Annotated in this window: 11 protein-coding genes; 5 read left to right on the top strand and 6 right to left on the bottom strand. The window is 42.6% G+C overall.

Features of this window, described 5'->3' with window-relative positions; genetic code table 11:
- Positions 1 to 2: 2 nt before the first annotated feature.
- Entirely contained in the window at positions 3 to 1,289 is a 1,287-nt protein-coding gene (thrC, locus tag ACVBIU_RS10535) for a threonine synthase (RefSeq protein ID WP_447160443.1), read from the top strand.
- Between the two features lie 257 nt (positions 1,290 to 1,546).
- Positions 1,547 to 1,837 (top strand): hypothetical protein, encoded by a 291-nt coding sequence (locus ACVBIU_RS10530; RefSeq protein WP_447160444.1) that lies wholly within the window; start codon positions 1,547 to 1,549, stop codon positions 1,835 to 1,837.
- 17 nt (positions 1,838 to 1,854) lie between these two features.
- Here the strand turns inward: ACVBIU_RS10530 and nfo are convergent, their stop codons facing one another.
- On the bottom strand, positions 1,855 to 2,709 hold the full coding sequence (gene nfo, locus ACVBIU_RS10525) for a deoxyribonuclease IV (protein WP_447160445.1): 855 nt from the start codon (positions 2,707 to 2,709) through the stop codon (positions 1,855 to 1,857).
- A 244-nt stretch (positions 2,710 to 2,953) separates the two neighbouring features.
- Here nfo and ACVBIU_RS10520 point away from each other — a divergent pair, with 244 nt between their 5' ends.
- A complete protein-coding gene (locus tag ACVBIU_RS10520; RefSeq protein WP_447163713.1) occupies positions 2,954 to 3,493 on the top strand; it encodes a hemerythrin domain-containing protein in 540 nt (179 codons plus the stop codon).
- 101 nt (positions 3,494 to 3,594) lie between these two features.
- Here the strand turns inward: ACVBIU_RS10520 and ACVBIU_RS10515 are convergent, their stop codons facing one another.
- From ACVBIU_RS10515 to ACVBIU_RS10495, 5 genes are all read right to left on the bottom strand, one after another.
- Complete coding sequence (locus ACVBIU_RS10515) at positions 3,595 to 3,786, bottom strand: DUF3545 family protein (RefSeq protein ID WP_447160447.1); 192 nt, start codon at positions 3,784 to 3,786, stop codon at positions 3,595 to 3,597.
- Between the two features lie 221 nt (positions 3,787 to 4,007).
- Complete coding sequence (gene pgi, locus ACVBIU_RS10510; RefSeq protein ID WP_447163712.1) at positions 4,008 to 5,645, bottom strand: glucose-6-phosphate isomerase; 1,638 nt, start codon at positions 5,643 to 5,645, stop codon at positions 4,008 to 4,010.
- A gap of 17 nt (positions 5,646 to 5,662) precedes the next feature.
- A complete protein-coding gene (gene tal / locus ACVBIU_RS10505) occupies positions 5,663 to 6,619 on the bottom strand; it encodes a transaldolase (protein ID WP_447160449.1) in 957 nt (318 codons plus the stop codon).
- 283 nt (positions 6,620 to 6,902) lie between these two features.
- Positions 6,903 to 7,985, bottom strand: a complete 1,083-nt coding sequence (locus tag ACVBIU_RS10500; protein ID WP_447160450.1) for an OmpA family protein — start codon at positions 7,983 to 7,985, stop codon at positions 6,903 to 6,905.
- A gap of 239 nt (positions 7,986 to 8,224) precedes the next feature.
- Complete coding sequence (locus ACVBIU_RS10495; protein WP_447160451.1) at positions 8,225 to 10,591, bottom strand: phosphoketolase family protein; 2,367 nt, start codon at positions 10,589 to 10,591, stop codon at positions 8,225 to 8,227.
- A 423-nt stretch (positions 10,592 to 11,014) separates the two neighbouring features.
- On the opposite strand from ACVBIU_RS10495, the gene ACVBIU_RS10490 reads away from it, so the two are divergent.
- Together ACVBIU_RS10490 and yaaA are read left to right on the top strand one after the other, a co-directional pair.
- Entirely contained in the window at positions 11,015 to 12,484 is a 1,470-nt protein-coding gene (locus tag ACVBIU_RS10490) for an alanine/glycine:cation symporter family protein (RefSeq protein ID WP_447160452.1), read from the top strand.
- A gap of 113 nt (positions 12,485 to 12,597) precedes the next feature.
- Positions 12,598 to 13,371 carry a peroxide stress protein YaaA gene (yaaA, locus tag ACVBIU_RS10485; protein ID WP_447163711.1) on the top strand — a complete coding sequence of 258 codons (774 nt, stop codon included), beginning with the start codon at positions 12,598 to 12,600 and terminating at the stop codon, positions 13,369 to 13,371.
- Positions 13,372 to 13,391 lie beyond the last annotated feature (20 nt).

Genomic DNA, 13,391 nt, shown 5'->3' with positions numbered 1-13,391 from the left:
CCATGGAATTGTATAACCTAAAGCACCCTTCACAGGTGGTAAGTTTTACTGAAGCGGTAAAGTTAGGTCTTGGAAAAGACAGAGGCTTGTTTTTCCCAAAACAGATCCCGCAGTTGCAAGATGTCGATAGTCTATTGGCGCTCCCCTTTGTTGAAAGAAGTAAGAAAGTCATTGGTGCTTGGTTAGCATCAGAACTTGGCCAAGATACAGTTGATAGATTAGTAGAGCGCGCCTTTAATTTTGAGCTGCCATTAGTGAAAGCCGATAGTAATCTCTATAGTCTTGAGCTGTTTCACGGCCCTACGCTTGCCTTTAAAGACTTTGGCGCTCGTTTTATGGCTCAGTGTTTAAATGAGTTAGCCAAATCAGAAAAAATTAATATTCTAACAGCGACGTCTGGCGATACTGGCGCTGCGGTAGCGGATGCATTTTATGGCTTAGATAACATTAATGTGGTTGTGCTATATCCAAAAGGAAAAATCAGTGTGCTACAGGAAAAGATGTTTACCACCTTAGGGGGGAACATCCATACCGTGGCGGTAGAGTCTGACTTTGATGCGTGCCAAACCTTGGTGAAGCAATCGTTTGAAGATCTTGATATTAGAGACGGTTTACATCTTAACTCAGCTAACTCTATCAATATCAGCCGCTTGCTGGCGCAAATTTGCTATTACTTTGAAGCGGTTGCTCAATTTAAGCTGCACAATGACAGCGATCCTGTTATTGCCGTTCCAAGTGGTAACTTCGGTAACCTAACGGCGGGCTTATTTGCTAAAGCCATGGGGTTACCTATCAAACGATTTATTGCTGCTACAAACAGTAATGATACCGTGCCACGCTATTTAGAAAGTGGTACTTGGTTGCCTGAAACAACGGTTGCGACAATATCTAATGCGATGGATGTAGCAGAGCCAAGTAATTGGCCACGTGTTGAAGCGATAGTGAAGGCGATGGATTGGTCTTTGGAAGATATTGTAGGGTTAGGGGTATCAGAAGCGCAAACAGCAGACTCTTTGCAAGCGCTTAATCGTTCGGGATACCTTTCAGAGCCCCATGCGGCTATTGCAGCATTAGCGCTTAAACAGACGATGACAGCAGATGAGAAGGGAATATTTCTCGCTACAGCTCATCCGGCTAAGTTTAATGAGGTGGTCGAGGAGATCCTTAATATTGAATTAGCGTTACCAGAGCCTTTAGCTAGAGTCGTTCCCAAAGCCATTTTATCGGCAGAATTACCGGCAGATTTTGAACTGTTAAAGGCTCACCTATTTAAGCTGTTATCGGTTTAGTATTTTACAAAATTACAAGTCGTTACTTAAACAAGGAAGCTGTTAACGCTTCCTTTTTTTTGTTGCTTAAATGTGTTGTTAGTGCGACCTGTGTAAAGCTGTGCAATCTTAGTTTTCATACTCTTTATAGTTAGTTAGTTTATTTAGCAGTTGATGCAGGCTGTGGTACTTAGAACTAACGCTGTGTGATTTTGGTCACAAATTTTAGCTGTGAATTTTTATATTGTGCGCGGCAGTTTTTAAAGAGGGTTGTTATTGTGTTTCGTGCTGTCATAGGTGTTTTATTAGTGAGTCTGTTAAGTGGTTGTGCAACAGAAGAGTTTGAACTTTACCACAGGATTAATGAAGCTTATGACTTTGAAGTAACCCATTGTGACAGCTTCGCTATGGTGACAGGAGTTGGGCGAGGCGATAATGCACTCGCTGATGCAAGATTGAGCGCAATTAAGCAAGGCGAAGAGCTTAAAGGCACTCATATCGTATGGTTGCAATCAGACTTGGGCGAGCCAACCAAAGTCGTTGCTGTGATTTACAAATGTTTAATCTAGCAAAGGAGGGATGAAGTTCACTGCTTAGCGAGAAAACGTAACCAGTTTATCTCTTCCTGCCAGATCTCTGGGCGTATTGTTTCTAAAATAAGTGGGATCCCTTTAACCACATCGAGCTTCATTAAGCTGGCAAAAGCTTCTTGACCGATCTCCCCCTGTCCCAAGGATTCATGACGGTCTACTCTACTGTTGAGTGCCGTTTTACTGTCGTTTAAATGCATGGCTTTCAGGTATCGATTCCCCACTACCTTATCGAAAAGCTCAAAGGTTTGTTTGCAAGCTGCATGGGTGCGAATATCGTAACCTGCGGCAAACAGATGACAAGTATCAATACAGACCCCCACTCGAGACTTATCTTCCACACCATCGATGATCTGCGCTAATTGTTCGAAAGAGTGGCCTAGGTTTGAGCCTTGCCCTGCAGTATTTTCGATGACAGCAGTGACACCTGATGAGCGCTCTAAGGCTAAGTTAATTGATTGACTAATTTTTGCTAAGCATTCATCGATTGAGATCTGTCTTAGGTGACTACCTGGATGAAAGTTTAATAAGCTAAGGCCTATCTGTTCGCAGCGGTGCATTTCGTCGTAAAAAGCCTGACGAGATTTTTCTAGCAGCTCATTTTCAGGGTGACCTAAATTAATTAAGTAACTATCGTGAGGTAAAATAGATTCAAGGCTGATATTGGCATCAAGACAATGCTGTTTGAAAAGTAATATTTGTTTTTCTTCTAGATCATTAGCCTGCCAGCGACGCTGGTTTTTGGTAAACAGAGCAAAAGCGTTTGCGCCAATCGCAGCGGCATTAAGTGGAGCATTTGCGATACCGCCGGCCGCGCTAACATGGGCGCCAATAAGGTGAGAAGCTTGCATCTAAACTTGTCCTACTATCGATGTTCTATTTTCCAATATTATGCCACGGCATAGAAAAACCGGTTGGGTTTATAGAGGTAATATTTATTTTCAGTTAATTATCGAGCTATAACGTTATGTTAATTAATCTAAAATTAGTTGATCTTCATCATAAACTCGATGGCAGTCCACTTGTTATATTGGGTGTTCTTTATACGATTTACTAATATTAGTGGTAGTGGGTGGAATTAGGATGGAGATGACTATGCTAGCGAGGCTCATGCGCGATCATAAACATATTGCTATTTTACTTAAGGTTCTAAAGGACAAATACACTAAGCTGGCGGCTGGCGAAGCGATAAACTACAACCTAGTGCGAGATATCGTGGAGTATATGCAAAGCTATGCTGAGCATAGCCATCATCCATTGGAAGAGGTCATTTCAGAGTTTTACTGGAATAAGCTAGGCCGGGCACATATCAATGAAAAGCTCACTTCAGAACATCAGAAGTTAGCTGAAGCATCGGCGTCTTTGATGGCGACATTAAACCTGATTTTAAATGATATTGTGGTATCAAAACAGCAGTTAGTTACTGATTTAGAAAATTATGTGCGTTTACAGCAAGCGCATATGGAGTTTGAGGAATCGACAGTGTTTCCAAAGTGGAGGGAGGTTATTACCAATGAAGACTGGCACGTGGTTGCGGCTATGTGTGATGCTCGTTTGATTGATGACCCTTTGTTTAGTGATAACGATAAGGCGCTGTTTGAAGAACTTAGAGAGTACTTAATCGCGGCGGAATAGCTAGGTTCAACTCAGAAACTGAATTAAGAACTAAATCAGCGGTTAAATCAGAAACTATATCTCAAAATAAAAGAGCGCGTTAAGCGCTCTTTTATTTGGTGTTACATCAGGAGGGTGTCTAGCTCGCCACTGAAATTATTATCCATTTCTTGAAGTTCTTTAAGTAAACGGTGCTTTTCCTTTAGAGCTTCAATTTCACGCCACTTCCGCTTTTTATTGGAGCTTCTTGAGCGACTTGGCTTTTCAACTACACTATCCAGTTCTAGCGCACTACCATAATCGAGTCGATTCATGGCAACCTCCTGTTGTTTATTTTGTCTTCAAATTAATAGCATGATTTTTGTTCATGTTGCAACTTAAATGTTTCAAAAATGTTAAATCAGGATGAACTTTTAATGTTTTAGTATTCGTTGAGAGAAGATTAATATGGGCTTATCTGTAACCAATATGGAATGCTCAGCTGGAAAAAACAAAAAAGCCAGTCGAAACTGGCTTTTTTAATGCGCGTATGACTCTAGATATTTCCTTGCCTAAACAAGTTAATTAAGCCATTACTCGACGTATCGAGTTCATCGGCATCTTTATTTGCGCAGAGGCGTTCGAGAACATCATTTCCTAGCTGCTTACCAAGCTCTACGCCCCACTGATCAAATGAGTTAATTTGCCAAATAGTACCTTGAACAAATGTTCTGTGCTCATATAGCGCAATTAACGCACCTAAAGTTGCAGGAGTAAGCTTATCCATTAAGATGGTATTGCTTGGCTTATTGCCTGGCATCACCTTATGTTTAGCGATAAGTTGCTTTTGCTCATCACTAAGGCCGCTAGTGTTTAACTCTGTCAATGCTTCTTCATATGTTCGACCTTGCATCAATGCCTGGGTTTGACCAAAGCAATTTGAAGCAAGTTGTACATGATGTTCACCCACAGGGTTATGGCTGTTGAGTGGCATAATGAAGTCGGCAGGAATTAGCGCGGTTCCTTGATGTAATAGCTGGTGGTATGCGTGCTGACCATTTGTCCCTTCGCCGCCCCAAATTACAGGTCCAGTGCTGTAATCAACATCGGTACCATTTAGGGTGACGGACTTACCATTACTTTCCATATCTAGCTGCTGGAAGTAGGCTGGCAGGCCTCGTAGGTAATGATCATACGTTAACACTACATGAGACTGAGCATTGAAAAAGTTACCGTACCATAGCGAGAACAAGCCCATAATGACGGGCATGTTATTTTCTAATGGCGTGTTGGCAAAATGTTCATCCATCTCGTGAGCACCGGCTAATAACTCGCGAAAGTTGTCTATGCCGATGAGGAGTGCGATAGGTAATCCAATTGCAGACCAAAGTGAATAACGGCCTCCAACCCAGTCCCACATAGGGAAGATATTATTGACATCGATGCCAAACTCGGTTGCTTTAGCGACATTTGAGCTAACAGCGACAAAGTGCTTAGCGACATCAGATTGTGATGCTCCTTGCTCTAAAAACCACGCTTTGGCTGTAAGTGTATTGGTTAATGTTTCCTGGGTACCAAAAGACTTTGAAGACATCACAAACAATGTGGTTTGCGGATTTAAGCCTTTTAGCTTTTCGGTGATAGACGTGCCATCAACGTTTGCAACAAAGTGGCAATTGAGCTTATTCGTCCAGTAAGGACGTAGTGCTTGGGACACGATTTTAGGCCCCAAGAAAGAACCGCCAATACCGATACTGACAACGTCAGTAATCGTTTTTCCAGTGTAACCTTTCCAATTCCCCGACGTTACAGAGTCAACGAACTCACCCATTTTTGCCAATGTTTGCTGTACTTCGGCGACAATATTACAGCCATCGACATTAATGACTTTGTCAGCAGGAGCGCGTAGAGCGGTATGAAGCACTGCTCTTTGCTCTGTATTGTTGATGATTTCGCCTGCAAACATCGCCTTAATTTTTGATTCAAGCTGCGTGTCTTTGGCCAGCTTAAACAAAAGAGACATCGTCTCTTTTGAGGCGCGGTTCTTAGAGTAATCTAGAAACAATCCACAGGCCTGAGTCGACATGTCATTAAAACGCTGAGGTTCAGTGCTAAATAGCTCGCGCATATGGGAAAGCGTTTTACTGTGCTTTTCTAACGCTTGCCATGCGGCTTGTTGAGTGAGTTCAGTCATCTTTTGGTCCTATAGGGTTAAGACGAAAGTTTATCTTTAAGCATGACTTCAAGTTTACCTTGGTCGATAGCGAAGTTGCGAATACCTTCAGCAAGTTTTTCAACTGCCATTGCATCTTCGTTAAATTCCCAACGGAACTGTGCTTCAGTCATTTCAGCTTCTGGTGCAACAACGTCAGTCGCAGGAAGTAACTTTTGTACAATTGGTGTCGTACTGTTTTGTAATTCTTCCAGTAGTGCAGGACCAATGGTTAATCTGTCACAACCTGCGAGTTCAATGATTTCCCCCGTGTTTCTGAAGCTTGCGCCCATCACGACGGTGTTAAAACCATGACGCTTATAGTAGTTATAAATACTTGTAACTGACACTACACCAGGATCGTCAGTTGCGCTGTATTCAAGACCTGTGTCTTTTTTATACCAATCTAGAATACGGCCTACGAACGGAGAAATCAGGTAAGCACCAGCTTCTGCACATGCACGTGCTTGAGCAAAGCTAAACAGCAGCGTTAGGTTACAGTTAATGCCTTCTTGCTCAAGTTGTTTCGCGGCGCAAATACCTTCCCATGTTGATGCCAACTTAATAAGGATACGAGACTTGTCGATACCGGCAGCTTGGTAAAGGTTAATAAGCTTATGTGCTTTAGTGATTGATGCTTCTTTATCAAATGATAGGCGGGCATCAACTTCAGTAGAAATACGACCTGGAACAATTTTTAAGATCTCAAGACCGATATTAACCGCAAGCTTATCTCCAGCATCTTCAATCTGCTGCGCTAAATCGTCACTTTGGCTTTTTGCCCATTCGATAGCGTTTTCGATTAATGCACTGTACTCAGGGATTTCAGATGCTTTTAAAATAAGAGAGGGGTTGGTCGTTGCATCTTCTGGCTGGTAGCGTTTTATGGCTTCAATATCGCCAGTATCGGCAACAATGGTAGTGAAAGGTTTAAGTTGTTCTAATGTGTTGGCCATGTGTATCACATCCTTACTCTAGGAACTGCATCGATTGGACAATTAATTTAGCAGCTATTAAAAGCCATTTTAATGAACATTCCAACTATATATGAAAAAAAATTACACAAAAGTTGCAAAAAATCATTTGAAGCGTGTTTTTTGGTAATCTAAGTACAAAATTCTGCTAAAAATTGTTGTTGGGTAAAAGTTTAATCAAGAAGTATAGCGTTTTTATGAAGGCATAAAATTAAAAAGGCTCACGGTTGTGATAACCGTGAGCCTTTACTATCGAGTGTTGACTTTATTTAAGCACTGGAGTGACAGCTATATCTGTAACATGTGCTTCGATACGACGGTTTGCAGCGTTAGCTTCTGCAGAATTGCCTTCCATTAACGGCCTTGTTATACCGTAACCTTTAGTTGAAACTCTGCCCGGTTCAATACCGTATTCGTTAATAAGAACCTCTGCAACCCCGATTGCACGGCGTTCAGAAAGATCCATATTGTAGTCCGCTTTACCAGTATTAGAGGCGTAACCTGAAATCGTCACCGTAGAGTTAGGGTGCTGTTTCATATACGTAGCTAACTCAGTCATAGCACCATATGAAGACTTCTCTACTTTATCGGAGTTATTCGCAAACTTAGCTCCAATATCAAGCTGCGTCTCTACTTCTAGGTAGATAGGACAACCGTTCTCATCAACCTTATAGTCAAATGGCGTATTTGGACACTGATCCATATCGTCGTTGACACCATCATTGTCTGAGTCTAGTACTGGAACAACAGGCTTAGCTTTACTACCAAAGCGATAGCTTAGCTCAAGACCCCAGTAGTTGCTTTCCATCTCTAGGGTTTTCCATTTATCTTCGTCTAGATTTTCATAACGACGATACTTAGCTTGGACCTTAAGATTGTCTGTAATGTTATAACCAATACCTGCGCCAACGTATGGAGCAACACCGCTGTCACTGTAGTATTCACTACCGTAGTTTTTGTTGTTTGAAATAAGGTAGTTGAAAGCACCTGCTTCAGCAGATAAGCTCCAATCACCCGCAAATGGCCAAAATGCCACTAGGCCAAGGTTCATACCTTTAGCGCCAACGTCATTGAGTTTATTTGAGTAGTCGACCCATTCAGCACGGCCTAAGTCACGATAACCAAGCTCTGCACCGAAGTAGTCGTTAAATAGGTAACCTGCGAATACGTCCCATGCATAGGGGTCATCTTTACCACAAGACTTCATGGTTTTTTGATCGCAATTAGGTTCGTAATTGTTGATGCCGACACCGCCACCTACGTACCAGGGGCTCATGCCGTCAGCTGCGCTAGCAGCAAAAGGTAACATCGAAGTAAGCAGAACTGCTTTTAGTGTATTGTTCATCATTCAAAATCCTTATGTTTTATTTATAAAACTCCTCCGTCTGCTTAAAATCATTGTAAGCAGCGCTAGCGCTTATCACGGAGTTCCTTTATGTTTTAGCTAGCTGACACTATTATCTGTTGCAAATGTAATATTTTCCACTTTAATTGTGAAAAATAATAGTTAACTAAGGTTAAAAAAAGGGCGCCTTCATAAAAGACGCCCTTTAATTTGGGTCTATTTAGTGTTTGAAACTAAATTGATTAACGTGTCCAAACCCAGTTTTCAATGCTCTCAGGGTCAACACCGTTGGCCTTGATGTAATTTCTATGGTCGACTAGGCGCTGCAGCATGTCAGTCGTAATCGCAACATGTTGTGTCTCATCTATAACGCTTTGTTGGAATAGCTTGTAAGCCATATCAATAACCAAATGGTAACGAGAGGTACCGTTACGAACACCCATATCAAATGGAGTGGTTGTTGAACCTTCTTCCTCGTAACCTTTGATTCTAAAGCGAGCGCTACCTTTATAGTCAAATACAAGTTTCTTAATCGTGTTTGGATAACCGTGGTAGTTGAACACAACGCCTTTGTCAGCGGTAAATACTTCATCCATCAACCAAGGCTTGCCTTGGAACTCTAAACTTCCTAGGCCACTGCTTGTTAGCTCTGTCACACTTACAAAGCGGATACGAACTCTTGGGAGAAGCTCACGAATAAGCACAAGTGCTGCCATGGCTTCTTGAGTCACGTAGTCACCACAGCCAACAAGAACAACATCTGGATTTTCATCCGATGCAAAATCCCAAACCATTACGCCATCTTTGGCTTGTTGACGAGCTTCATCAAGTGTTAGCCATTGTGGTAGATCTTTCTTGCCCGCCACTAAGATGTTGAGCTTGTCACGATCGGCATAAGCACGTTCTGTATAAACTAAGGTGCTGTTACCATCAGCGGGTAGATATGCTGAAATGATCTTCGGATGTTTTTCAAGCATCGCACCTAAGAAAGAGGGGTTTTGATGTGAGTAACCGTTGTGATCTTGGCGTTCAAGTAACGAAGACAGTACTACGTTACAAGCTGGAACGGGCTTACGGAAATGTACGCCTTGGCTTGCGTAAACATATTTACAGTATTGGTCGGCCATTGAAGAGACAACTTGTGAGAATGCCTCATAAGTTGGGAACATGGCATGACGGCCTGTAACCGTGTAGCCGTGTAGCATACCGAATAATAGATTTTCTGAAAGCAGCTCGATGACTCGACCGTCACGAGACATATCTTCATCCCAGCTTTCAATTGGCCACTGCCATGCACGGCTAGTTTCTTCAAATACTGCTTGTAACTGATTTGAATAGGTTTCATCTGGGCAGAAAATACGTAAGTTACGCTGATCGCGGTTAAGCTTAAATGCATCACGCATCCACTCACCCATTTTATACATAGATAAGCCACGATGTCCTCGAGGTGTTTCAGGGCCATAGGCAAGCTTGTTAAGATCGGGTTTTGCGAGTGCCCGAACCACTTCGCCACCATAACTTAAATGTTGGCGACCACAAGTCAGTTCTTTAGGTGGTAGAAGGGACTGAATATCTGCGTCGAAGATCAGCTCACCTTTGTCATTAATGCTATAAAGCTCATCAAATTTGTAGCTTGCAAGCCAAGTATTGAGTGCATCTAGCTGACCTTTGTCGCTAGCACACTTGTTGACGATAACTTGGTGTGACTCGCAGTTACCTTCTAGTTTCTTACCATTATACTCTGCAGTTCCCGTCCAACCCTTGGCTGTACGCATTAAGATCACTGGCCAGCGTGGCTTAACGATATCTTCACCTGCGCGTGCGCGGGTTTGGATGTCGTTAATCATTTCGTATGACTTATCCATGGCGGCAGTCATCTGCAGGTAAACGTCTTCTTCTAATTGGTCATCAACAATAATTGGATGGTAGCCTAGACCTCTAAATTCAAGGTCAAGTTCTTCATGGCTCATACGGCCCATACGAGTTGGACCTGAAATCTTATAACCGTTGATATGAACAATCGGCAGTACCGCACCGTTATTTTTTGGAGAAACTAAGCGGTTCGCATACCAAGAGGCTGCTAGTGGACCCGTTTCAGACTCGCCGTCACCGATAAGGCAGGCTGCAATCAGGTCTGGATTATCTAAAACGGCGCCCCAGGCAACTGAAAGTGAATAACCTAATTCACCACCTTCAAGAATTTGACCAGGCGCTTCTGGGTTTGCATGGGAAGGGTAACCATAAGCAGCAGAGAATTTCTGACAAATATCGGTGATCCCGTCTTCATTATATGGAATGGTATCGGGGTAGAAGTGGCTTAATGAGCCTTCCATAAATAAGTTTGCTTGAACAGCAGGAAAACCGTGGCCAGGACCTACTAAGTAAACGAATGAGCGATTGTGCTTGGTGATAAGTCTGTTAACGTTAGCGTAGACAAAATTGATACCAGGGCATGTTCCCCAGTGACCAAGTAGCCTTGGCTTGATATCCGTGTGTTCAAGTGCGCGTTTATGCAGCACGTTTTTCTTTAAGTAAATTTGTGATGTCGCTAAAAAGTTAGTTGCTCTAACAAATTTCTTAAGTGCGACAATTTCTTGCTGATGTGCCATAAATAACCCCATTTACGTAATCATAAAGTTAAACAAATTTCATATAACTCACTATATTTGTAATTTTATTACAAAAACGTGTGCTATCTCTGATTTATTGAAAGAATTTTGTACAATTAAATGTAGCTAACTTGCGTGTGACTGTTGTGTTAATTTGGTTAAGTTTTGTGGTGGTGTTTTGGGGTGAGTGTGATGTAGATGTCGGCTAAATGAGAAACTGTGATCTATATCGCTCGGGGTTGAAGCAATGCTATGCTATTTTGCTGCGCGGAATACAGCAGGCGTGATGTAATTTTTTCACGTTTAAGACAATTTTAAAATAAAATCTGCTGTTATTTAAATACTTTAAGAAGGATAAACACAGGACAAACCTAATCTAGTGTTCGACTCGCTAGATTATGCTTGTCATGGGGATTGAATTATATGATAGAAACAACGATTAATTTTCTCAATGCGCTGCTTTGGGGAAAGTTATTAGTATACGGTCTGGTTGGCGCCGGACTGTATTTTACGATTCGACTGACATTTATTCAGATCACTCACTTTAAGCATTCTGGTGAAATTATGCTTAAGAGTCGACAGGGTGAGAGTAAAGGTGGCCTTTCATCTTTTCAGGTATTTTGTACTAGCATGGCGGCTCGCGTTGGCGCGGGTAACATGGCGGGAGTTGCAGTCGCCATCGGTGCGGCGGGCCCGGGTGCCGTTTTCTGGATGTGGCTTATCGCTGTCTTAGGCATGGCTACGGCAATGGTCGAATCGACCTTGGCACAGGTTTACAAGGTACGCGACGAAGATGGTCAGTATCGTGGCGGGCCAGCTTATTACATGGAAAAGGGCCTTGGTCAGCGTTGGATGGGGATCTTATTCTCTATCTTCCTAATTATCGCATTTGGCCTAGTATTTAACGCTGTTCAAGCCAATACGATTACTGGTGCGATGACACAGGTCTTCGGCCTAGATCCTACTTATGTCGGTATCGGCATTGTGATTGTTAGCGCGTTCGTCATTATGGGCGGTTTACGTAAAGTCGCTAAAGTGTCGGAGATCATCGTTCCGGTGATGGCGGTTGCGTATATATTGATCGCTTTTGTCGTTGTAGCAATGAACATCGAAAAACTACCTGACGTATTCATGTTGGTGATCAAGAGTGCATTTGGTTTGCAAGAAGTGGTAGCTGGTGGTGTGGCATACACCATAGCGCAAGCGATGCAAGCGGGTATTGCGCGTGGCCTGTTTTCTAACGAAGCGGGTATGGGTAGTGCTGCAAATGTTGCGGCAAGTGCTTCACCTAATCCAAACCATCCAGCATCACAGGGCTTTGTGCAGATGATGGGCGTGTTTGTTGATACGATTGTTATCTGTACTGCGACGGCTGCGATTATTTTACTTGCGGGCGACGTTGGGGCAAATAGTGATGGCATCAAGCTTACAATCGATGCGCTTACAATGCATGTTGGCCCATGGGGCGGCGGATTTGTAGCATTAGCGATTTTGTTATTCTGTTTTACCTCTATTATTGCCAACTACTCTTACGCTGAAACCAACGTGATGTACTTATCGGGTAACAGCAAGAAGGCGTTACCGGTATTTAGAGTTTGTGTTTTAGGTATGGTGATGTTCGGTGCCGTAGCAAAAATTGGCCTAGTTTGGAACCTGGCCGATGTGTCTATGGGCTTAATGGCCACGGTTAACATCATTGCATTGTTGCTATTGTCTGGCGTGGCTATCCGCGTTATTAACGATTACCGCCAACAATTAAAGAGCGGCAAAACGCCAACATTTGATGCAAGCAAATTCCCTGAGTTATCTAACTTGGAAGGGGACATTTGGACCAGTAAAACGGTAGCTGAAGAGATTAAGTCACAAGAAGTTGCCGATGCAAATCGTGCTTAATCTATAAGCTTTATCAGCACAATCTAAAAAACCACGCCGTTAAAGCGTGGTTTTTTTGTTTTTGATCAGTATGATTGTGTCAGTTTAAGAATATCTCTTTATAGGAATTAGCGATGCTGATTTTAATTTCTCCTGCAAAAACGTTGGACTTTGACAATCCACCAGGCAGCGAAAGCTATTCAATGCCGACGTTACTCGATCAAAGTGAGCAGCTTATCGAGGTGTGCCGTACGCTTACTCCTACAGATATCGCGACTTTGATGAAGGTAAGCGATAAAATAGCTGGGTTAAACGTAGCAAGGTTCGACAGTTGGCAAAAAGATTTCACCCCGAACAATGCTAAGCAAGCCGTATTTGCTTTTCGTGGTGATGTGTATACCGGTCTTGATGCCGATACTCTGCCTGAGGCCAGCTTACAAAAAGCGCAAAAGCAGCTGAGGATCTTATCGGGCTTATATGGGTTGCTTAAGCCTTTAGATTTGATGCAAGCATACCGATTAGAGATGGGGACTCGACTTGCCAATGATAGAGGAGCCAATCTTTATCAGTTCTGGGGCGATATCATTACCGATGAAATCAACCAGACTACACAGGCACAAGGCGAAGAGTTTATTATTAACTTAGCGTCGAACGAGTATTTTAAAGCGGTTAAACCTAAGAAACTTACTGCGAACCTGATAACGCCTGTCTTTAAAGATTGCAAGAATGGCCAGTACAAGGTCATCAGTTTCTTTGCCAAAAAGGCCAGAGGCATGATGGTCCGATATATTCTGGATAATAATATCGACTCGTTAGAAGCACTCACTCAATTTGATACAGCGGGTTATTACTACAGTGAGAAAGACTCGAGCGTTAACGAGCCAGTATTTTTACGCGAAGAGCAATAACGAACCTGCTATTTGAAGCG

The sequence above is a fragment of the Shewanella sp. 30m-14 genome (assembly GCF_052977125.1).
The sequence above is the reverse complement of the archived record's forward strand: the minus strand, read 5'-3'. Positions and strand labels throughout refer to the sequence as shown.

Coding starts and splice junctions, on each gene's coding strand:
- thrC (WP_447160443.1), top strand. CDS start 3: ATGGAATTGTATAACCTAAAGCACCCTTCACAGGTGGTAAGTTTTACT.
- nfo (WP_447160445.1), bottom strand. CDS start 2,709: ATGCAAGCTTCTCACCTTATTGGCGCCCATGTTAGCGCGGCCGGCGGT.
- ACVBIU_RS10520 (WP_447163713.1), top strand. CDS start 2,954: ATGCTAGCGAGGCTCATGCGCGATCATAAACATATTGCTATTTTACTT.
- ACVBIU_RS10515 (WP_447160447.1), bottom strand. CDS start 3,786: ATGAATCGACTCGATTATGGTAGTGCGCTAGAACTGGATAGTGTAGTT.
- pgi (WP_447163712.1), bottom strand. CDS start 5,645: ATGACTGAACTCACTCAACAAGCCGCATGGCAAGCGTTAGAAAAGCAC.
- tal (WP_447160449.1), bottom strand. CDS start 6,619: ATGGCCAACACATTAGAACAACTTAAACCTTTCACTACCATTGTTGCC.
- ACVBIU_RS10500 (WP_447160450.1), bottom strand. CDS start 7,985: ATGATGAACAATACACTAAAAGCAGTTCTGCTTACTTCGATGTTACCT.
- ACVBIU_RS10495 (WP_447160451.1), bottom strand. CDS start 10,591: ATGGCACATCAGCAAGAAATTGTCGCACTTAAGAAATTTGTTAGAGCA.
- ACVBIU_RS10490 (WP_447160452.1), top strand. CDS start 11,015: ATGATAGAAACAACGATTAATTTTCTCAATGCGCTGCTTTGGGGAAAG.
- yaaA (WP_447163711.1), top strand. CDS start 12,598: ATGCTGATTTTAATTTCTCCTGCAAAAACGTTGGACTTTGACAATCCA.